Origin of the sequence: Sphingomicrobium aquimarinum (assembly GCF_039655735.1) — a bacterium.
Lineage (GTDB): Bacteria > Pseudomonadota > Alphaproteobacteria > Sphingomonadales > Sphingomonadaceae > Sphingomicrobium > Sphingomicrobium aquimarinum.
This window is the reverse complement of sequence record NZ_JBBYXH010000002.1, coordinates 1020195-1039452: the sequence shown is the minus strand read 5'-3', so window position 1 is coordinate 1039452 and position 19258 is coordinate 1020195. Positions and strand designations below refer to the sequence as shown.

The following is a 19258-nucleotide window of genomic DNA, read 5'->3' as shown; positions in this document are numbered from 1 at the left end:
CGCCCCAAAAAGGAACGACCCGAGGCCTCCCCCTCGAGACCCATTTTTCGACTGTGCCTAACGTGTACCCAAACAGCGTGACAATGTCAAGTGCTTTTTTCCATATTGGTTATTTTTGCGAGCGGCAGGAGGATATCGATCTCCAGCCCGCTCTCGAGCCAGCGTCGCTCGACAGAGCCTTTCAGCTGGCGCACCAGGCTGGTTTCCAAGAGGTCGCTCCCGAACCCGCGCCCCGTCGGCTCCCTGGCCGGTGGACCGCCCCGTTCGCGCCACTCGATCAGCACGTTTTCGTCCCGTTCGTGGATGCACAAGTCGACATGTCCGTCCGGAACCGAAAGCGCTCCATATTTGACGGCGTTGGTCGCCAGCTCATGGAAAATGAGCGCGAAGGGCGTAATGCTCGCCTCGCTGATCTCGATGAGCCCCCCGTCGATCCGTACCCGCTCCCGTCCTTCGTGGTCATAGGGCGCGAACAGGTCGACGAGCACGTGCTTGAGACAGGTGTCGTCGGCGGGTTTCTCCGTCATCGGTCGCACGTAATTGTGTGCCCGCCCCAAGGCGTTGATTCGGTCCCCGATCGTGGTCGCCATCGATTTCATCTCGGGGTGCGACCGGCTCGCAAAGCTCACCAGGCCCGTCACCACCGAGAAGATGTTCTTGATGCGATGGCTGAGCTCGCGCGACAGGAGTTCCTGGCTTTCGATCAGCATCTTGTGATCGTGGATGTCGGTATTGGTCCCGAACCAGCGCAGCACCTCGCCCGCCTCGTCAAGCACAGGCAACCCGCGCGCCAGCGTCCAGCGATATTCGTCGTCGTGCCGCTTGAGCCGATACTCGACCTCGTAGGGCTCCTTGCTCGACACCGCCTTTTCCCAGGCTTCGTTCGCTTTGGCCCGGTCGTCGGGATAGACGGCCTCGACCCACGCATCGCCGTGATGCCCGCCCTCTTCCACGCCGGTATATTCGTACCAGCGTGCGTTGAAATAATCGACGCTCCCCGACGGGTCAGTCGACCAGGCCATCTGCGGCAGCGCATCGGCAAGATTGTCGAACTGCCGCTGGCTCGCGCGCAACAGGCGATCCGCTTCCTCGCGGCCCGAGCTATGCTCGACTTCGCGTCGTCGGGCCTCGAGCCGTCGCATCACCGCCTGCGCGAGGACCATCAGCCCGTCACGTTGAAGCTCGGTAAGTCCTCCATCGCGGGCATTCGGCGAGATCACGCAAAGAGCCCCGAGCGGCGCGCCTTCGGACGACACCAGGGGCGCGCCGGCGTAGAATCGGATGAAGGGCGAATGCGTCACCAGCACATTGTCCGCGAAGCGCGGATCGCTGCGTGCGTCGAGGACCTGCATCACCTCGCCCTCGACCATCGCGTGCTGGCAGAAACTTACATCGCGGGGCGTTTCGGGTACGTCGACGCCCTGCCGCGAGAGAAAACGCTGCCGATCCTTCTCGACCAGCGTCACCAGCGCGATCGGCGATTCGCACAGGTCGCCCGCAAAGCGCCGAAGCTCGTTGAGTTCGACATCGTCATCGAGACTGTCGGGGTCGAAAGAACGGACGATCTCCAGACGCGCAGCGTCACCGTCGATCCCGCAATAGTGCGGCGCGGCGTTCTTGGCGAAGGAAGAAGCTAGTGACGCTGCCATAACGATTTCCTCGCTATCGCCTCATCACTTTGAAGAAAAGCGAAATTTTCGCTCAATATCCCATCAACGCGAGCACTTCCTCGCGGCTGCGCAGATCCTCGCGAAAGGTGCCGAGCATCCGGCTCGTCGTCATCATGACGCCCGGCGTGTTCACCCCGCGAGCCGTCATGCAGGCATGGCTCGCCTCGATGACGACGCCGACGCCGCGCGGTTCCAGATGCTCCCAGATGCAGTCCGCGACTTGCGCCGTCAGCCGCTCCTGCACCTGCAAGCGCCGCGCGAACCCGTGCAGCACCCGCGCCAGCTTGGAAATTCCCACGACCTTGTCCCGGGGCAGATAGGCGATCGCCGCCTTGCCGATGATCGGCGCCATATGATGCTCGCAGTGCGACTGGAACGGGATGTCGCGCAGCAGCACGATGTCGTCATAGCCGCCGACCTCCTCGAACGTGCGGCTGAGATGCACTGCCGGGTCCTCGCTATACCCGCGCGCATATTCCGCCCACGCCCGGGCGACCCGCTTGGGGGTATCGAGCAACCCTTCGCGCTCGGGATCTTCTCCCGCCCATCGCAGCAGGGTGCGGACGGCGTCCTGCACGTTATCGGGAACATCGATCTTCGGGACGGCTCGCACGAGGTCGCCGGCAGTAGGGGTATCGTCGCTCATCCCGCCTGTCTACGCGCCGCCACTGAGCCTCGCAACCTGTCCGAAAAGCGCTGTTTTTGGTGGCCCCGGCAGGATTCGAACCTGCGACCTCTGGTTTAGGAAACCATTGCTCTATCCTGCTGAGCTACGGAGCCGAGACGCCTGCTTACGCACGCGGCCAGATGCTTTCAATCGCCGATCGGCGGAATGGAGCGGCGATGGCGGATCGCCGGCAGACGCGCGCGGACGTCCTCGATCCGCGACAGATCGATCTGCGCGAAACCGACGCCCTCGTCCTCGCCCATGTCGAGCAGCACATCGCCCCATGGGTCCACGACGAGACTGTGGCCATAGGTCGTCCGGCCATCGTCATGCGTCCCGACCTGCGCCGCGGCGACGATGAACATGCTCGCCTCGATGGCGCGGGCGCGTAGCAGGACATGCCAATGCGCTTCGCCTGTCGGCACCGTGAAAGCCGCAGGAACGGCGACGACCTGCGCGCCGCTATCCGCATAGCGCGCGAACAGGGCCGGAAATCGCAGATCATAGCAGATCGACAAGCCTAGAAGGCCGACGGGCGTATCTTGCGCGAGCACTAATCCGTTGCCGCTCCGATAGACCGCGCTTTCGCGCCAGCGATCGTTCGTTCCGACATCGACGTCGAAAAGATGCATCTTGTCGTAACGAGCGACGATCGAGCCGCGGTCATCGATCAGGATCGACCGGTTCGCCCATTTCCCGTCGTCCAAGCGTAGGGCAATCGAGCCCAACGATATCCAGATAGCGTGCGACATCGCCGCGCGGCGTGCCACCTTGAGAAGCGGATCTTCGTCCTCGGGACGGATGGTGCCGGACGCACGATCTCGATCGCGGTCGAGAAAATTGGTCATCTCCGGCGTGAACAGAATGTCCGCGCCACCTTCGGCTGCCTCGGCGACGGCCGCTTCGAGTATCGAGGCGTTGGCGGACGGATCGACCCCGGTCCGCGCCTGGAGAAGCGCTATCCGCCCCATCAGGCGTCGATGAGGGCGTCGAGCTTTCCGTCACGCTCCAGCGAGAAGAGCTCGTCCGAACCGCCGATCAATTTCCCGTCGATAAAGATCTGCGGAACGGTGCGTCCACCATTGGATCGCTGGATCATTTCGGCGCGCTTGGCCTCGTCTCCGCTAATCTCATATTCGGTATAGTCGACGCCCTTCATATCGAGGAGGCGCTTTGTGCGGATGCAATAGGGGCAGGTCGATTTGATATAGATTTCGATATTCGACATGAGAATCCTTCCGGTCTTTGACGGGTAACGCGCGAGCGGCTTCTAATGCACCACGCGGCTCCAGACGATCGCATCGACACTCGACGCACCTGCACTTCGAAGAGCGCGAGCACAGCTGTCGAGGGTCACCCCGGTGGTTCGCACGTCATCGACTAGGAGAATGGCGCGCCCCGCCACCTTATCGGGAGAGGCGCGGAATGCACCTTGCACCGCCCGACGCCGCTGGGCGGCGGTCTTTCGCGCCAGCGGCTGTGTTGCCTTCACGCGGACGATCGCCTCGGGGTCGCTCGTCCAGCCGGTACGAGCCGACAGATCGGCGGCGAGCAGGCCCGCCTGGTTGTAGCCGCGCTTCCATATCCGCCATCGGTGAAGCGGAACGGGAACGAGGAGGCGCTCCTCGCCGCCGATCGCTTCGAGCTGCCGCGCCATCGCGCGGCCCATCACCCGCGCCAGCGCGACACGCCGACTATATTTCAATCGCAGGACCAACCCGCGCGAGATGTCGTCGTAATAGGTGGCGGTCACGAGCCGATCGATCGGTCCAGCCGACGCCAGACAGGCCGCACACCTGTCCTCGCCCACGGTCTCCAGCGGAAGTGCGCATCCTTGACAGTCAAGATTGCCCGCCCATTCGACGGCGGTAAAACAATGTCCGCAAAAATCGCCGACCTGCGACACAATCTCGCCGTAACCCGCGCATCGAGGCGGCAGCACCAGGTCGAGCATTGCGCGCCCGGCCAGGGTCAGACGATCGGACGTCATGGTCATAGGCACTTGTGACCCGCCGACCGCTTTTGCACAAGCGCGCTCATGGCAAAGCTCTACGACGCCCGAACTCGCAATCTGCACTATCAACGCGCGCTTGCTAGCGGCCCCGCAACCTTTTTGCAGGATCGCTGTCTCGACGATATACTCGATCGGCTGGCGTCCATGTCACGCACGTTTCGTCATATACTCCTGGTGGGCGGCTTCGCTTCTTCCGCGATGCGGGCACTGGAACCCATGGGAGCGCGGATCGACCATCTTCTGCCTGCCCATGGAGACCTGTCGGACATCCATGGCACGCCGATCGCGTACGACCCCGGCACGTTCGACCTGATCATCGTGCTCGGGGCGCTCGACACGCTCAATGGACTGGAAGAAGCGCTCCTGCGGCTTCGCTTTCTCCTCAAACCCGATTCGCCGATGCTGGGCGTGGTGCCGGGCGGCGACACGCTGGCGACGCTCCGTCGCGCGCTTCTGGACCTGGACGCCCGCACCGGCGTCACCAGCCCCCGTGCCCATCCGAGGATCGACCCGGCGGGTCTGACCCAGCTTCTCGCCAGTGCCGGATTTCGGATGCCGGTCGTCGATGTCGATCGTCTCGTGCTGCGATATTCGGGATTGACCGATCTTGTCCGGGACCTTCGCGCAATGGCGGCGACGAACTGCCTTGCCGAGCGCTCGAAATCCTATCTCGGCCGCGAAGCCATGGACTTCCTTCAACACCGTTTCGCCGCGGAGCGCCGCGAGGGGAAGACGCCCGAGCGTCTCGATCTGCTGCATTTCATCGGCTGGAGCGGCGAGACCGGCTGAAACACGCTCTCTCTAGCGAGTTAACCTTCTCCGTCCATCACTTCCTTAAGGGTTGGCACCGCAGAATGACGGGGTGGACCAGACCAGAAGGAGGATGGCGGTGGCTATCCTGAAGATATTTCGCAAACTCGGTCGTGACGACCGCGGCGCGACGGCGATCGAATATGGCCTAATCGTCGCGTTGATCGCGATCGCACTGCTACAGGGGCTTAAAGCCCTCGGCGGCGGCGCGGGCGGCATGTGGACCGAGTTGAACAACGAGACCGACGCGGTCCTCGGCGGCTAGCGAGCCGCCGAGGACCACCGTTCGGCTTGAGGCGTGCGCCTAGCGGCGCGTGCCGTAGACGACCAGCTTGACCTTCTGTCCGGGGGTCAGGCGGCTGTTGGAGCTGAGCGAGTTCAGGGTCATGAACCGATCCACCTGATAATTGGGATAGGCCATGCGACCGGCGAGCGATTGGATCGTATCGCCGCTGCGCACCTCTACCACGTCGAGGACGCGGGGACGGATTGCGGAGGCTTCCTGCGCGCTGATGGGACGGAAGCTTTCCACCATGCTGGCGAAGGGACCGATGCCCTGTCCGGCCTGCGTGATCATCGCGAAATGATAGGCCCGATCGTTCGAGAAGCGGTAAGCCATGACCGAGAGGTCGACAGCACCGTTTCCGGAGTTGACCCGCGTCGTGGTGTAGGCTGCGGGCAGGCCGTTGATGGTCGTCTGGCGCGGGGTCGGGATCTGGACGCGTTGCTGCTGCCCCACGAGCCCCTGCACAACGTTGGCGATGTAGGAATTTAGATCGCCGTTGAACTGGCCGAGGCTGAATTGCGCCTGGCCCGAGCTGCCGGCGATCGAGACCGCCCGCGCCCCGTTCTGCATCCGGAAGCCGGTCGGCACCGTGAACTTCAGCCGCAGGTCGGGGTGGGTGAAGGTCCGCCCGTCGACGATGCCCTGCGCAGGATCGTCGTCGACGTACAAACCGTCGATCCGCGAGAGGAACAGGTCGCGGTTGCGCGTACCGTTGCCTGCCAGGGCCGTCTGGCGGGCCAGCTCGGTGGCTCGCGCGGTACGATTCTCCGACAGCGGGTGGGTTCGCGCCCACTCCGGGGTCTGACGACCGCTGTTGCCCTGGACACGCGATTCGAGTGCCGATGCGCGACCGAGCGAATCGAGTACGCCCGCCGCTGCCAGCGGATCATATTGCGCCGCGGACATGTAGCGGATCCCGAGGGTGTCGGACTCATATTCCTGGTCCCGACTGTAGGACAGGGTGTTGAGCTGCGCATATTGCTGCGCGCCTTGCGCGAGGACATTTCCGACCCCGCCGCCGACGACGCTACCGACGACCGCGCCGAGGACCCCCAGCAGCGAATTGTTCTGCGCCCTGGCCTGGCGGCCCTGCGCATGGTCGGCGGCGATGTGTCCGACTTCATGACCAAGAACGAACGCCAGTTCGGCCTCGTCTTCCATCAGCGTCATGAGCTCGCGCGTGACATAGACACGCCCGCCGGGGATGGCGAAGGCGTTCTCGACCGGCGAGTTGAGGACCGTGAACTTGTAAATAGAGGCCGCATTGGGCGTCTGGGAATTGACGGCAACCCGGTCGCCGATCTGCTCGACATAGGATCCGATCGAGCCGGGGACCGCCCCGCCGAACTCTGCAATGATGGCCTGGTTCTGCTGTTCGGCGGACTGCACTTCCTGCTGCGAGACGCGCGGGTCAGCGACAGGGGTGGCGCAGGAAGCGAGCGTCAGCGTGCTCGCAGCGGCAAGAAACGTCGTAAGGCGGGGCATCTTCTTCTCCCGATGAAAGTGGTGGCCGACGAGGCGGCGCTCTTCCTTCCACAAACATCGCAGCGAAACGCTTGGTTCCGCCCCGTAACGACACTCGCGCGCTCAGCCCATCGCCAGGAACTTCTCGCGCCGATCTTCGCGAAGTGCCGCGGCGTCCAACGTGCCGAGCGCGTCGAGTTGATCGCCGATGGCATCTTTCAGCCGCTCGAACGCGACTGCGGGTTTGCGATGCGCGCCGCCAAGCGGCTCGCTGACGACCTTGTCGACGATACCGAGCTTCTGAAGGTCCTGCGCAGTGATCCGCATCGCCTCCGCGGCCTCGGGCGCCTTGTCGGCGGTGCGCCAGAGGATCGAGGCGCACCCTTCCGGAGAGATGACCGAATAGACGGCATGCTCGAACATGAGGACGCGGTTCGCAGCCGCGATGGCGATCGCGCCGCCAGAACCGCCCTCACCGACGATCGCCGCCACCATCGGGACCTTCAGTTCGAGGCACCGTTCGGTCGCGCGCGCGATCGCTTCGGCCTGACCACGTTCTTCCGCTTCGATCCCAGGGAATGCGCCGGGCGTATCCACGAGACTGACGACAGGCAGGCCGAACCGGTCGGCCAGATCCATGAGCCGGATCGCCTTCCGGTAGCCTTCGGGTTTGGCCATCCCGAAATTATGCTTCAGCCGGCTGGCCGTGTCGGCACCCTTCTCATGCCCGATGATGACGACTTTTCGACCGTCGATCCGTGCAAGGCCGCCGACGATGGCGGCATCTTCCGCAAAGCCCCGGTCCCCCGCGAGCGGAATGAAGTCCTCTGCGATGCCGGCGAGGTAATCCTTGAAATGCGGACGTTCGGGATGTCGCGCGACCATGGCCTTTTGCCACGGCGTCAGTTTCCCGTACGTTTCCTTGAGGAGCTTCTTCGCCTTGACCTCGAGCCGGCGGATTTCCGGAGCGATGTCCATGTCGCCGTTGGAGGCGGTGTCGCGCAGTTCGGCAACGCGGGATTCCAGTTCGGCGATCGGTCGCTCGAAGTCGAGATAGGTTGTCATATCGCGCCAGCGAGTAGCGGGCGACAGGCGCCAGCGTCAATCATGTGCGTCGCGCCAGCGGGTGGCGCTGGTTGACGAGGTCGACCAGGCGCCGGCTGTCGACATGCGTGTAGATCTGCGTCGTGGCGATGTCCGAATGGCCAAGCAGCGCCTGCAGGACGCGCAGGTCCGCGCCCCCCGCGAGCAGATGGGTCGCGAAGGCATGGCGCAGGACATGCGGACTGACCCGGTCGGGCGCGATCCCGGCCTCGGCGGCCGTCTCCCGGACGATCTGGAACAGGCGCATTCGCGTCAGATGCGACGAACGCCCCGGGAACAGCCATTTCCCCTCCCCGGCCAACGGTCGCCAGACCTCGACGGCGCGGTGCGCGGCGTCGCTGATCGGGACCATCCGTTCTTTTGCGCCCTTGCCCCGCAAGATGAGCATCGGGTCGCCGGGGCGGATCGCCCGTCGTGGCAAGGCCACGACCTCGCTTGCGCGCAGGCCCGAGCCGTAGAGCAGTTCCAGCAGGGCGCGATCGCGGATGGCTGCCTTGACGCCCTGTTCGGCGCGTTCGTGAACGTTGGCGAGAAAGTGTTCGACTTCTGCAGCAGAAAGGAGACGCGGGAGCGGGCGGGAGATTTTCGGCCTCGGTAACGCGCTCGAAGGATCGTCTTTTCGTAGGCCCTCGTCGACCAGGAATCCGAAAAAGCGCCGCAGCGCGGAGGAGCGCCGAGCGAGCGTCGACGGCGCACAGTCGCGCCACGCCAGCGAGAGCCCTTCGAGACCCTTGGCACCCACCGTAGCGAGCGCCTGGTCCAGATCCTCGATCGCACGGCTCAGGTCGCTCCGATACGCCGCCAGCGTGTTGGCCGACGCGCCCGCCTCGGCCGCCATCATGTCCAGAAACCGGTCGATCAGCGCGCGATCGTCGAGCCTCACACCCGCGCGACCGCTTCCGCAAGGATCATTCGCGCCAGGAATTCCTGGTCGACGGCGCGCAGTCCGGCGGCAATCGCGCGCAGGTAGTGGGGGGGGATCGATGCGACATCGCGCGACTGGAGGGCGCTCGCTGCGAGAAGCAGGACCGTCCCCTGCTCGCCCCGCGATGCGGCGGCAGACAGTAGCCGGGTGAGGCCGGTTTCGCGCATCACGCCGAGGCCCTGCCGTTCCTCGATCGAGGCGACGCGCGCGTCGTCGAGCTTGCCGAGACCGGCGAGGCCGGCGAGAAGCACCGCCGAACGGCGCTTCGACCTGCTGTCGTCACGGCTGATGAAATCACCGACGCGACCGATGTCCAAGTCATTGCCCGGTGCCGCCAGCGCCAACTGCGCCCACGCCAGATCGGACTCCTCCTCGTCCATGTCCTCGAGGGCGGACCGCCACCGAAGCGCCTGTTCGACATATCCTGCCGTCAGAAGCGACGCGACAATGTCGGAAACGTCGGCTTCAAGGGCCGAATTGGGCCGTATCTGCGCGACGGCCAGCGATGTCGCGGCGAGCGAGGCCATGCGTTCGTAGGGCGAATCATCGCCGAGCGACCAGAACGTACGCATGGCTTCCAACCGCTCGCCGAGGCTTGGCGCCACGAAGGCGCGGCGGAGCGTAAAGGCGTCGGTGCCACTAAGGTCTTCTGCCGCCGTGCGATCGTAATCGAGCGCATAGAGATCGACTAGCGCCTCGCCCGAGAACACCCCCAGGCCGGTAGCGGTGCGCGCGAAGGGCAGTCGCTGATCCGATGTCAGCAAGGCCGCGCGCGCAGCCCATGCGCGTAGATTGGGCGCGGCGCCGTCCATAAGGGCTTCGGGCGGAAGAACTCCGGTGCCGGTCGCCAGACCGTATCGCCAGCTGTTGAGCCGTTCGACCGGCTCCCATTCGAGCGTGGTGGCACGGCCCGTTCCCGAGCCCGCGCCGATCAGCTTGTCGACCAACGCGAGATCGATTGTATCCACCGTTCCGCGCCGTCGCGCTCGCGAAATCGAATCGGAGGCAATTTCGGGCTGCGCAGATAAAGCGGCACAGATCGCACGAACCAGCGGCTCGGCACGAGCCTCGGATTCATCGAGGCTCGGCGCGACCGGGCAAAGCGCGGCAGGATCAGACGTCGCCATCGCGGTCTGAAGGGCAACCTGCGCGAGTTTCGGTGAGTAACGCGCCGTGTCGGTTCCCGCGAGCAGCAACCGTGCCGCGTCGGCCTCGCCCATCCGCAGGAGCAGCCAGGCCCGCTCGGCGAGCCAATCCTGCTCATCGAGGGCGCCGGGCGCCGCCGCGTCCGCCAGCAGCGCATTGCGGAGGCCGATATGCGCCCAGCGCGAGGCGAGCGGCACATCGAGCCGGCGCATGAGGATCTTGTGAAAGCGACCGTCCACGCTGCCCCACGGCGCCTCTCCGCCGAGTGAAAATCCGGCATCGACCAGCGAGAAATCTTCTTCACCATTTTCGCCTGCCGGGCCGGCATCGCTGATGCCATCACCATCGCTGTCGGTTGTGCCGGTCGTCGCCTCGACATCGGCACCATCGTCGGGATCACTGTCCGGCGCAGGTGCGCGCGGCTCTGGCGTGGGACGCGGCGGCGCTGGCCGGGGCGCAGGCGTCGGCGCGGGTGTCGGCTGATCGAAGCCCGGCGGCAGCAGCGATTCAGGCGTTTCCTGCGCGCCGAGCGTCGCGCTCAGCCCCGCCGCAGCAACCAGCCCCGTGATCCCTAGAAAGAGTTTATTGCGCTTCGTCGCCACCGAGCTGGACCTCTTGTTCGATCGTCTGCTGCTCGACCTCGCCGGCCTGATTGCCCAGCAGATAAAGCGCTCCGCCAATGAGGAGGATGAGGATGATCAATGTAACGATGACGCGCATGAGTGATGTCCGCAATTTTGGTTTTATGAAGTTCGCCGTGGGAAGGCTTTTGCCTTAGCGAGCCGAGACAGTATAGCCCCAATCCATGACCCACCCCCTCACCGCACGCCTCGATCGGTCGATCGTCCTTGTCGGGCTGATGGGGGCTGGCAAGTCGACCGTGGGGAGACGTCTGGCAAGGCGGCTCGGTCTCCCCTTCATCGATAGCGACGATGCGATTGCGGATGCGTCCGGCCTGACGGCGGCAGAAGTGTTCGAACGATTCGGCGAAGCGGACTTTCGTGATGGTGAGCGCCGACTGGTGGCCCGGCTTGCCGAGGGACCGGTGCAGGTGATCGCGACGGGCGGCGGCGCCTTCGTCGACCCTGCAACGCGCCGGATGCTCAACGCGAACTGCCATACGGTCTGGCTCGACGCACCCGTCGACGTTCTCGCCGAGCGGACAGGCCGTCGCGATTCCCGTCCACTGCTCCGCGGCACGAACCGCCACGAAAAGCTCCAACAACTCCTCGAGACGCGCCGTGCTTTTTACGCCGAAGCCCACCTCCATGTCCGGTCGAGCAAGGCTGCGCACGGCGAGGTCGTGGAAGCGATCGTATCGGCGCTCGACGGGCATCTGTCATGACGCAGATAAATGTCCCGGGGCGAGACGGCACCACCTATCCGGTCCACATCGGGCCGCTCGAGAATTCATGGTCACATGCACCGAGACGCCCGCTCGCTCTGATTACCGACCCGCACGTATGGGCGCTCCACGGCCATCGGTGGAGCTCTATTGCGCCGGTGGAAATCCTGCACGTCCCGCGCGGAGAGGAAGCGAAGGACTGGGCACATCTCCAACAGGTCATCGCCTTCCTGTCGGCGCGCAACCACCAGCGCGGCGAACCGCTCATCGCCTTCGGTGGCGGCGCGATCGGCGACCTGGCGGGTCTCGCCGCATCGCTCTATCGTCGTGGGGTTCCCGTCATCCAGGTGCCGACGACGCTCCTCGCGCAGGTCGACAGCAGCGTCGGCGGCAAAACCGCCATCGATGCCGAGGGACAGAAGAACCTCGTGGGCGCCTTTCATCCGCCCGTCAGCGTTCACGCCGATCCTGTGTTGCTGACGACGCTCGAGCCGCGCGAGATGCGCGCGGGTCTCGCCGAAACGCTGAAATATGGGCTTATCGGCGACCAATCCTTTTACGAGGACCTGACCTCCGGCGGAATCGGGAAGCATATCCTCGATTTGAAACCGGACGCGATTACGAAGGCGGTGGCAACCGCCGTGCGATCGAAGGCCGACGCCGTACGGGGCGATCTTGAAGACACCAAGGGCCGACGCGCGCTTCTCAACCTTGGTCATACCTTCGGCCATGCGATCGAGGCCGTTTCGGGTCTCGGCACGCTTCTACATGGCGAGGCCGTTGCTATCGGCATGGTCCTCGCGGCGCGCTTTTCGGCTCAGGAGGGTCGGTGCGAAAAGACGGTGCCCGAGCGCCTCGTGACCGACTTCCGGCACCTTGGCCTTCCGACATCGATCGGCGACGCCGCGATCGGCGACGGCGCGGCGCTTCTCGAACCGATGCTGGCGGATAAGAAGAACGAGAACGGCAATCTTGCCCTCATCCTGCTCCGCGACATCGGCGCAGCCTTCATGGACCGCGATGTTCCCCAGCCACGAATCAGCGCGTTCCTGAAGACGCTCTAGCGCCTACCTTCTGTCGTCGGGGTCGATCTCGTTTTCGTCATCGCCCTCGACCTCGTCGTCTTCGTCCTGCCGGAACGACAGATCCTTGCCCGCATGGAGGTCGCCGGCCTCGCTCTGCGCTTCGAGGCGCTCGGCATCGCGGCTGCGATAGTCGCGCTCGACGCGGTCCGCTTCGTGGGTCGAATAGCCCAGTTCGGTCAGCGCCGCGTGCCCCATGCGCACGGCGCTCTCGAAGACCTCTCGAATGCAATAGGCGAGGTCGACGCCGTCCATCGCCAACGTATGACGGCGATCATAACTCCTCGCCAGCACCGCGGCCTGCGGGAAGGCCTCCATGATGCCTTCGAGCTTCTCGGCGTTCAGTTCGCCCCCCGCCTTGTCGTTGCAGAAGAGGATCGCCTTGGCATTTTCGCCGCCCGCGGTGCGCAGGAGATCGACCCGCAATCCGTCGCCATAATAGACCTTGTATCCGAACTCCCCGGCCGTATCGATCAGATCGGTTTCCTTGTCGACGAGCGTGACAGACAGGTTCTTCGCCATCAGCATTTGCGAAACGGTCTGCCCGAAGCGGCCATAACCGACGACGATCACCGATCCCTTCGGCGCTTTCTCGGGCCCGTCGCGATCCGAACCCTTTTTCTCCTGCCGCGCTTCGAGCCGGTCGATCAGCATCATCAGGAAGGGCGTCGACGCCATCGTCAGCGTGATCACCGCGCCGAAGAGCGAGACGCCTTCGGGCGCAACCAGCTGCGCCTGATTGGCCTGCGCCAGCAAGACGAACCCGAACTCGCCAGCCTGGCTCAGCAAAAGCCCGAAGCGAAGCGACTGGAATGGATTGAGTCCGAAACCGCGGCCGAGGGACGTGATGATCGCGCTTTTGACGACGATGATGGCCGCTGCGACCGCGACCACCATGAGCGGCCGCGCCGCAATCACGGAAAGATCGAGCATCATGCCCACCGACAGGAAGAAGAAACCGAGCAGGATCGATCGGAACGGCTCGACGTCGCTTTCGAGTTCGTGCCGGTAGGGACTCTCGGCGAGCATCACCCCGGCGATGAAGGCACCCAGCGCGGTCGACAGCCCCAGCGCGTTCATCAGCGCCGCCGACGAGACGACCGTGAACAGGCCAGCGACGACGAACAGTTCACGCTCGCCAAGCCTTCCGATGACACGGAACAAGGGGTTGATGACATAACGTCCGACGAGGATCAGCCCGACGATCGCGCCGACCGTATAGAGCGCAAGCGTCCATCCGCCTGGCCCCTCGTCTGCAGTGGGTGCCCTGCTCAAGGCCGCTATCAGCGTGATCATCGGCACGATCGAGATATCCTGCAAAAGCAGCACCGAGAACGCGCGTTCGCCGTAAGGCTTGTGCAATTCGCCCGTCGACCGGAGCATCGGCAAGACCTGTGCAGTCGAGGACAAGGCAAGCGGCATCCCGATCGCGATGCTCGCCTCGATACTGAATCCGAGCACATAGTGCGCCAGCGCTGCCAGTGCCGCCCCGCAGGTGAGCACCTGCGCGATCCCGAGCCCGAAAATGTCGCGACGCAGGCGCCACAGCCGGGAGGGGTGAAGCTCGAGGCCGACAATGAAGAGCAGCAAGGCGATGCCGAACTCGGAGATCGCCATCACGCTTTCGGCATTGCCGACAAGGCCCAGGACGAAGGGTCCGATGACGGCGCCCCCGACGATATAGCCGAGGGTCGCGCCCAGCCCCAGACGCCGAAAAACGGTGACGAAAACAAGAGCCGCGCCGAGCATGATGGCGCCGTCGAGAATGAGCTGGCCCGTCAGCGCATGCGCGCCTTCTTCCGCGCTACCCGCCGCCAGCAACAGCGTCATCGCACGGCTTCCATCGCGCGCACCAACGCGCGAAAAGGCAGCAACACGGCCCCATGCCGCCCCGGTCGTTCGCGCGCCGGCGCGAGCACCTCGAGGCCCGGCCATTCGGGAAGCACTGCGTTTGCACCCCGCAACCAATCTTCGATCACTACGAGGGAATGTTCGATGTCGGCGCGCGACTTGCCGATGGCACCGTCCATCATCAATACCGTCGCCGCCTGTCCATAGGCGCAGGCGGAAACCTCGCTCCGCACCTTTCCGACCCGATCGCCTTCTCGCACGAGTTCGAGCCGAAGGCGGCTGCCGCAACTCTCCGAACGTAATTCGACGACGGCATCGGGGGTTTCCATCGGCGGCAGGTCGGGGACGCTGGCCGCTAGGCGCAAAATTTCACGGCTGTAGGGGGAAGACCTCATTCCCTGCGCCATGTCGTTCCATCGGGTCCGTCTTCCAGCACGATTCCCTCAGCCGCCAATTCGTCGCGAATCCGATCGGCGGCGGCGAAATCGCGCGCACTCTTCGCAGCTTGCCGTTCCTCGATCCGTCGTTCGATATCGGCGCTGTCCGACGCATCGCCCCGGAACCACTGGTCCTGCGATGATCGCAGGAGGCCCAGCAATGCCCCGCTGGCTTTCAAAACCGAAGGATCGTCGATCCGCCCCAGCCCCGCCAGCGCCAATGGCGTGTTGAGATCGTCGCGCAGCGCCTTCAGCACGTCATCGTCGACGTGGCCCGCATCCGCATCGCCGACCTTCCTGTAGAGGCCATCCAAGGTCACCTTAGCCTGTTCGAGCGCGCGGTCGGTCCACTCCAGCGGTTGTCGATAATGACCGCTCAGCATCGCGAAACGGATCGCCTCGCCGCGATGCCCTGCACTCACCAGTCCGTCGACGGTCACGACATTGCCGGTGCTCTTCGACATGGTCGCCGCGTCGAGATTGAGAAAGCCGTTGTGCATCCAGTAGCGCGCAAGCGGTGCCCCGCCGTGCGCGCAACGGGACTGCGCCGCCTCGTTCTCGTGGTGGGGGAATTTGAGATCCATGCCCCCGCCGTGGATGTCGATCGTCTGGCCGAGCAACGAGCGGATCATGGCCGAGCATTCGGTGTGCCAGCCAGGGCGACCGCGCCCCCACGGACTGTCCCAGCCGGGCTGCTCCTTGCTCGAAGGTTTCCACAAGACGAAGTCCCGCGCGTCCTTCTTGTAGGGCGCCACTTCGACCCGCGCGCCCGCGATCATGTCGTCGAGCGAGCGATTCGACAGCGATCCATAGGCGGGGTCGCTCGCGACGTCGAACAGCACATGCCCGTCGGCCGCATAGGCGTGCCCGCGCGCGATCAGATCCTGCATGAGCGCGATCATCGTCTCGAGATGCTCGGTGGCGCGGGGACTTTGCGGCGGCGTCTCGATCCCGAGCGCGTTCGCATCGTTCAGATACCAGCGCTCCGCCTCGCTCGTGACCGTCTCGATCGGCACGCCGCGCTCGGCAGCCCTGGCCATGATCTTGTCGTCGATATCGGTGAAGTTGCGCGCGTGCACGACGTCGGCATCGGAGAAGTCGTGCCGCAACAGCCGCGCGAGGATGTCGAACGTCACTTCGGGCCGAAAATTGCCGATATGCGCCCGCGCATAGACCGTCGGTCCGCACACATACATCGTGATACGCTTTGGATCGGCGGGGACGAAATCGCGTTTCTCGCGCGCCGCGGTGTCGTAGAGCCGGATCGTCATAGCATCCCCCCGTCACGCTGCGTCTCGACGAAATCCACGGTGGCCCGCGCGCTCGCGTCGAGCAGCGAATAGGTGCGCGCCTCGGCCATCCACTCGGGCCGCTCGGAACCCGGTCCGTAGACGAAATCCGCTGCGAAATTGGCCACCAGGAACAGGATTGTGGCGGTCAGCAAGCCTTTGAGCATTCCGAACAGGCCGCCAAGGAAGCGGTCGACCGGACCGATGATCGATCGCCGCGTCCGCCCACCCAATTTCACCGCGATGAAGCGAACGATGAGATAGGTGGGGATGAATAGGAGCGCGAAAGCCGCCGCCGCCGCGCCCGTCTCATTGTCCATGCGCTCGGCAAGAAATGCCAGCGCCGTGCCGTGGAAGAGCTTCACCGCCATGATGGCGGCGACCCAGGCCAGCAGCGAAAAGATCTCCTGCACGAAACCGCGAACAAACCCGAGAAGCGCGCCGCCGCCTAGGAGCAGGAGAACAAGAATGTCGAGTGCGGTCATCGTGCGCGTCGGGCTAGCCGCATCCGCCCCGCCATGGAAGCCCTATCGCCCCAGCAGCCGATCGGTCAGCCGCCCAAGGCGCTCGAAGCTTTCGATCCGCATTCCGTCTACCGGCTCGACGCCCGAGGGCACCCATCCCTGTTCGAACCCCAGTTTGGCGGATTCCTTGATGCGGAGCGCCGAATGCGCGACCGGCCTTACTTCTCCTGACAGCGCGACCTCGCCGAAGGTCACCGTTCCACCCGGCAAGGGCCGCTCCGACAGCGCCGAAACCAGCGCCGCTGCCACCGCCAGGTCCGCCGCCGGATCCTGCAAGCGGTACCCGCCCGCGACGTTCAGATAGACTTCGACATTGGCGAAACTGATGCCGCACCGGGCCTCGAGCACCGCCAGCAGCATCGCGAGACGTGAGGAATCCCACCCCACCGCCGAACGCCGGGGGGTCGCGCCACTCGCCAGCCGGACGGTCAGCGCCTGCAGCTCCACCAGCACCGGTCGCGTCCCTTCCAGCGCCGGAAAGACGGTAGTGCCGCTGACTTCCTCGCCGCGATCGGTGAGGAAGAGGCTAGAGGGGTTCCCGACTTCCTCGAGCCCTTTGCCTTCCATGGCGAAGACGCCGATCTCGTCGGTGCCGCCAAAGCGGTTCTTGATCGCCCGCAGGATGCGATATTGGTGGCTGCGCTCGCCCTCGAACCCCAACACCGTGTCGACCATATGCTCGAGGACGCGCGGGCCCGCGATGTTGCCGTCCTTGGTGACGTGTCCCACGAGGATCAGCGCGCAGCCGCGTTCCTTTGCGAAGCGTACCAGTTCGTGTGCCGAGGCGCGCACTTGGCTGACCGTCCCGGGCGCGCCCTCGATCATGTCCGAATGCATCGTCTGGATGGAATCGATGACGAGAAAGTCCGGCTCTTCTTCGGCGAGCGTCGTCAGGATATCGCGCACCGAGGTCGCCGCCGCCAGCCGGACCGGCGCGTCTCCCAGTCCCAGCCGGAGCGCACGGCGCCGCACCTGATCGGCCGCCTCTTCGCCCGACACGTAGATGCTGCCCCTGCCGAACGATGCGATCCGCGCCGCGACCTGCAGGAGCAAGGTCGATTTCCCGATCCCCGGATCACCGCCGATGAGGGTCGCGGAACCCGGCACGAGGCCGCCGCCGAGCGCCCGATCGAATTCGGCAATTCCGCTCTCGATCCGCTCGGGGATGGGGATGTCCGCATCGAGCCCGACGAGTTCGAGCCGCCGCCCGCCGCCTCGCAGGTCGTGCTTCTTCGCGAAGGTCGTCACGACCGCACCTGCATCCTCGACCAACGTGTTCCACTCGGCGCAATCGCCGCACTGCCCCTGCCAGCGCGTCGAGACCGAGCCGCACGCCTGACAGACATATCGCTTTTTTGGTTTAGCCATCGTGGATGACGCTCGCAGTTAATGAAGATTGCGGCAAGCCGTTTGCGACTTCCGTCCGAACCCGCCTCGAGAAGGAGAACCGAGGCGCTTTCGTTCGTTGGGGAGATGATAAGACAAACAAGGAGTACGACGATGGCTTTTGCGACCGCCAAGGATGGCACGAAAATTTATTACAAGGACTGGGGCAAGGGCCGTCCCGTCGTGCTGATGCATGGCTGGCCCCTCACCGGCGACACATTCGATGAAATGGGTATGGCCCTCGCGAAGGACGGCTATCGCACCATCATTCCGGACCGGCGCGGGTTCGGCCGCTCGGACAAGCCCTGGAATGGAAACGACTACGACACCTACGCCGACGATGTCGCCGCCATTCTGGACGACGCCGGCATTTCCGAGAAGATCGGCATCGTCGGCTTTTCGATGGGGGGCGGCGAAGTCGCGCGCTTCCAGTCGCGATTCCCGGGCCGTACGGCGGCGGCGGTGCTGATCAGTTCGGTCGTCCCGCATGTCGGCAAGACCGATTACAACCCCAATGGCGTGCCCGAGGAAACGCTGAACGAGATCACCGAGGCGCTGAAGACCGACCACCAGGGCTTCTTCCCCGGCTTCTTCGAGAAATTCTTCGGCGTGGACGAGAATGAGGACGCGGTATCGGATGGCGTCCAGCGTGATGCCTTCCAGCAAACGATGCAGGCGAGCATTCACAACATCCTAACCAGCGCCGATGCGTGGGCGACGACGGACTTTCGTCCCGACTTCGACAATTTCGACGCTCCGACCCTCGTCATCCACGGCACCAAGGACAAGACGGTTCCGATCGACGCCACCGCACGTGTCGTCGCCGACAAGGTGCCGCAGGCCGAGCTCAAGGAGTATGAGGGCAGCCCCCACGCCGTCTTCGCCACCGACAAAGAACGGCTGATCGATGACGTCAAAAGCTTTCTCGACAAAGCCTGCGGAGAGCGCAGCGCAATTCCGCTAAACGCGACCGAAACCGCGTAGCACGCAGTTATGATGTATGACAAAGCGTGGGTGTCCAATGGTCGCCCACGCTTTTCTTTCACGTGCAAACCATTTCATCGAAGGCTTTAGCCACTTCGATTTCAGGCTGCCGCTCTCGGCATGGAGATGGAAAGTCCATGGGAGCCTTTATGGCGTGCCCCCTTCGTCGGCGCGGCCGCAACCTTCGCCTTCCTCGTCATCCTCGTCATGGTCTACAGGCCGGTATTGATGGGACTGACGGTCGCTCTGCTGTGACCTTCGGCATTGCGGTTTT

21 protein-coding genes and 1 tRNA gene are annotated in these 19258 nt (G+C 64.5%); 6 read left to right on the top strand and 16 right to left on the bottom strand.

Annotation, left to right across the window (positions count from 1 at the left end; all coding sequences use genetic code 11):
* Positions 1-86 precede the first annotated feature (86 nt).
* The 6 genes from WJS89_RS11425 to WJS89_RS11400 all read right to left on the bottom strand — a co-directional run bounded on the left by WJS89_RS11425 (position 87) and on the right by WJS89_RS11400 (position 4333).
* Positions 87-1649 carry a PAS domain-containing protein gene (locus WJS89_RS11425; RefSeq protein WP_346341062.1) on the bottom strand — a complete coding sequence of 521 codons (1563 nt, stop codon included), beginning with the start codon at positions 1647-1649 and terminating at the stop codon, positions 87-89.
* A 52-nt stretch (positions 1650-1701) separates the two neighbouring features.
* Positions 1702-2316: a GTP cyclohydrolase I FolE gene (folE, locus tag WJS89_RS11420; protein ID WP_346341061.1), complete on the bottom strand. Its 615-nt coding sequence runs from the start codon at positions 2314-2316 to the stop codon at positions 1702-1704.
* A gap of 57 nt (positions 2317-2373) precedes the next feature.
* Positions 2374-2450 (bottom strand) — tRNA-Arg (locus WJS89_RS11415).
* A 33-nt stretch (positions 2451-2483) separates the two neighbouring features.
* On the bottom strand, positions 2484-3308 hold the full coding sequence (locus WJS89_RS11410) for a carbon-nitrogen hydrolase family protein (protein WP_346341060.1): 825 nt from the start codon (positions 3306-3308) through the stop codon (positions 2484-2486).
* Entirely contained in the window at positions 3308-3565 is a 258-nt protein-coding gene (gene grxC / locus WJS89_RS11405; protein WP_346341059.1) for a glutaredoxin 3, read from the bottom strand. The genes WJS89_RS11410 and grxC overlap by 1 nt, the downstream gene beginning before the upstream one ends.
* A gap of 42 nt (positions 3566-3607) precedes the next feature.
* Positions 3608-4333, bottom strand: a complete 726-nt coding sequence (locus WJS89_RS11400) for a ComF family protein (RefSeq protein ID WP_346341058.1) — start codon at positions 4331-4333, stop codon at positions 3608-3610.
* A 42-nt stretch (positions 4334-4375) separates the two neighbouring features.
* Here WJS89_RS11400 and WJS89_RS11395 point away from each other — a divergent pair, with 42 nt between their 5' ends.
* Positions 4376-5140: a methyltransferase domain-containing protein gene (locus WJS89_RS11395; protein WP_346341057.1), complete on the top strand. Its 765-nt coding sequence runs from the start codon at positions 4376-4378 to the stop codon at positions 5138-5140.
* A gap of 100 nt (positions 5141-5240) precedes the next feature.
* Positions 5241-5426 carry a Flp family type IVb pilin gene (locus WJS89_RS11390; RefSeq protein WP_346341056.1) on the top strand — a complete coding sequence of 62 codons (186 nt, stop codon included), beginning with the start codon at positions 5241-5243 and terminating at the stop codon, positions 5424-5426.
* A gap of 39 nt (positions 5427-5465) precedes the next feature.
* Here WJS89_RS11390 and WJS89_RS11385 read toward each other — a convergent pair whose 3' ends face one another.
* The 5 genes from WJS89_RS11385 to WJS89_RS11365 all read right to left on the bottom strand — a co-directional run bounded on the left by WJS89_RS11385 (position 5466) and on the right by WJS89_RS11365 (position 10806).
* Positions 5466-6932, bottom strand: a complete 1467-nt coding sequence (locus WJS89_RS11385) for a M48 family metalloprotease (protein WP_346341055.1) — start codon at positions 6930-6932, stop codon at positions 5466-5468.
* A 102-nt stretch (positions 6933-7034) separates the two neighbouring features.
* On the bottom strand, positions 7035-7976 hold the full coding sequence (locus tag WJS89_RS11380; protein ID WP_346341054.1) for an acetyl-CoA carboxylase carboxyltransferase subunit alpha: 942 nt from the start codon (positions 7974-7976) through the stop codon (positions 7035-7037).
* 40 nt (positions 7977-8016) lie between these two features.
* Positions 8017-8856, bottom strand: coding sequence for a tyrosine recombinase (locus WJS89_RS11375; RefSeq protein ID WP_431994019.1), 840 nt, complete (start codon positions 8854-8856; stop codon positions 8017-8019).
* Between the two features lie 38 nt (positions 8857-8894).
* Entirely contained in the window at positions 8895-10688 is a 1794-nt protein-coding gene (locus tag WJS89_RS11370) for a hypothetical protein (protein WP_346341052.1), read from the bottom strand.
* Positions 10669-10806, bottom strand: a complete 138-nt coding sequence (locus WJS89_RS11365; RefSeq protein ID WP_346341051.1) for a hypothetical protein — start codon at positions 10804-10806, stop codon at positions 10669-10671. Before WJS89_RS11365 ends, WJS89_RS11370 begins: the two co-directional genes overlap by 20 nt.
* A gap of 85 nt (positions 10807-10891) precedes the next feature.
* Here WJS89_RS11365 and WJS89_RS11360 point away from each other — a divergent pair, with 85 nt between their 5' ends.
* Complete coding sequence (locus WJS89_RS11360) at positions 10892-11431, top strand: shikimate kinase (protein WP_346341050.1); 540 nt, start codon at positions 10892-10894, stop codon at positions 11429-11431.
* On the top strand, positions 11428-12495 hold the full coding sequence (gene aroB, locus WJS89_RS11355) for a 3-dehydroquinate synthase (RefSeq protein WP_346341049.1): 1068 nt from the start codon (positions 11428-11430) through the stop codon (positions 12493-12495). The genes WJS89_RS11360 and aroB overlap by 4 nt, the downstream gene beginning before the upstream one ends.
* A 3-nt stretch (positions 12496-12498) precedes the next feature.
* Here aroB and WJS89_RS11350 read toward each other — a convergent pair whose 3' ends face one another.
* The 5 genes from WJS89_RS11350 to radA all read right to left on the bottom strand — a co-directional run bounded on the left by WJS89_RS11350 (position 12499) and on the right by radA (position 17982).
* Positions 12499-14343: a monovalent cation:proton antiporter-2 (CPA2) family protein gene (locus tag WJS89_RS11350; RefSeq protein ID WP_346341048.1), complete on the bottom strand. Its 1845-nt coding sequence runs from the start codon at positions 14341-14343 to the stop codon at positions 12499-12501.
* Entirely contained in the window at positions 14340-14693 is a 354-nt protein-coding gene (locus WJS89_RS11345) for an iron-sulfur cluster assembly scaffold protein (protein WP_346341047.1), read from the bottom strand. Before WJS89_RS11345 ends, WJS89_RS11350 begins: the two co-directional genes overlap by 4 nt.
* Before the next feature lie 62 nt (positions 14694-14755).
* The gene (gene cysS / locus WJS89_RS11340; RefSeq protein WP_346341046.1) at positions 14756-16072 is read right to left on the bottom strand and encodes a cysteine--tRNA ligase; all 1317 of its coding nucleotides are present in this window, start codon (positions 16070-16072) and stop codon (positions 14756-14758) included.
* Positions 16069-16575: a CvpA family protein gene (locus WJS89_RS11335; RefSeq protein WP_346341045.1), complete on the bottom strand. Its 507-nt coding sequence runs from the start codon at positions 16573-16575 to the stop codon at positions 16069-16071. The genes cysS and WJS89_RS11335 overlap by 4 nt, the downstream gene beginning before the upstream one ends.
* 42 nt (positions 16576-16617) lie before the next feature.
* Entirely contained in the window at positions 16618-17982 is a 1365-nt protein-coding gene (radA, locus tag WJS89_RS11330) for a DNA repair protein RadA (protein WP_346341044.1), read from the bottom strand.
* Positions 17983-18114: 132 nt separating this feature from the next.
* Here radA and WJS89_RS11325 point away from each other — a divergent pair, with 132 nt between their 5' ends.
* The gene (locus tag WJS89_RS11325; protein WP_346341043.1) at positions 18115-18984 is read left to right on the top strand and encodes an alpha/beta fold hydrolase; all 870 of its coding nucleotides are present in this window, start codon (positions 18115-18117) and stop codon (positions 18982-18984) included.
* Between the two features lie 120 nt (positions 18985-19104).
* Positions 19105-19239 (top strand): hypothetical protein, encoded by a 135-nt coding sequence (locus WJS89_RS11320; RefSeq protein WP_346341042.1) that lies wholly within the window; start codon positions 19105-19107, stop codon positions 19237-19239.
* Positions 19240-19258: the final 19 nt, after the last annotated feature.

Excerpts from the sequence above, each read along its gene's own strand:
- WJS89_RS11425 (WP_346341062.1), bottom strand. The coding sequence starts at position 1,649 with ATGGCAGCGTCACTAGCTTCTTCCTTCGCCAAGAACGCCGCGCCGCAC.
- folE (WP_346341061.1), bottom strand. The coding sequence starts at position 2,316 with ATGAGCGACGATACCCCTACTGCCGGCGACCTCGTGCGAGCCGTCCCG.
- WJS89_RS11410 (WP_346341060.1), bottom strand. The coding sequence starts at position 3,308 with ATGGGGCGGATAGCGCTTCTCCAGGCGCGGACCGGGGTCGATCCGTCC.
- grxC (WP_346341059.1), bottom strand. The coding sequence starts at position 3,565 with ATGTCGAATATCGAAATCTATATCAAATCGACCTGCCCCTATTGCATC.
- WJS89_RS11400 (WP_346341058.1), bottom strand. The coding sequence starts at position 4,333 with ATGACCATGACGTCCGATCGTCTGACCCTGGCCGGGCGCGCAATGCTC.
- WJS89_RS11395 (WP_346341057.1), top strand. The coding sequence starts at position 4,376 with ATGGCAAAGCTCTACGACGCCCGAACTCGCAATCTGCACTATCAACGC.
- WJS89_RS11385 (WP_346341055.1), bottom strand. The coding sequence starts at position 6,932 with ATGCCCCGCCTTACGACGTTTCTTGCCGCTGCGAGCACGCTGACGCTC.
- WJS89_RS11380 (WP_346341054.1), bottom strand. The coding sequence starts at position 7,976 with ATGACAACCTATCTCGACTTCGAGCGACCGATCGCCGAACTGGAATCC.
- WJS89_RS11375 (WP_431994019.1), bottom strand. The coding sequence starts at position 8,856 with ATGATGGCGGCCGAGGCGGGCGCGTCGGCCAACACGCTGGCGGCGTAT.
- WJS89_RS11365 (WP_346341051.1), bottom strand. The coding sequence starts at position 10,806 with ATGCGCGTCATCGTTACATTGATCATCCTCATCCTCCTCATTGGCGGA.
- WJS89_RS11360 (WP_346341050.1), top strand. The coding sequence starts at position 10,892 with ATGACCCACCCCCTCACCGCACGCCTCGATCGGTCGATCGTCCTTGTC.
- aroB (WP_346341049.1), top strand. The coding sequence starts at position 11,428 with ATGACGCAGATAAATGTCCCGGGGCGAGACGGCACCACCTATCCGGTC.
- WJS89_RS11350 (WP_346341048.1), bottom strand. The coding sequence starts at position 14,343 with ATGACGCTGTTGCTGGCGGCGGGTAGCGCGGAAGAAGGCGCGCATGCG.
- WJS89_RS11345 (WP_346341047.1), bottom strand. The coding sequence starts at position 14,693 with ATGGAAACCCCCGATGCCGTCGTCGAATTACGTTCGGAGAGTTGCGGC.
- cysS (WP_346341046.1), bottom strand. The coding sequence starts at position 16,072 with ATGACGATCCGGCTCTACGACACCGCGGCGCGCGAGAAACGCGATTTC.
- WJS89_RS11335 (WP_346341045.1), bottom strand. The coding sequence starts at position 16,575 with ATGACCGCACTCGACATTCTTGTTCTCCTGCTCCTAGGCGGCGGCGCG.
- radA (WP_346341044.1), bottom strand. The coding sequence starts at position 17,982 with ATGGCTAAACCAAAAAAGCGATATGTCTGTCAGGCGTGCGGCTCGGTC.
- WJS89_RS11325 (WP_346341043.1), top strand. The coding sequence starts at position 18,115 with ATGGCTTTTGCGACCGCCAAGGATGGCACGAAAATTTATTACAAGGAC.
- WJS89_RS11320 (WP_346341042.1), top strand. The coding sequence starts at position 19,105 with ATGGAGATGGAAAGTCCATGGGAGCCTTTATGGCGTGCCCCCTTCGTC.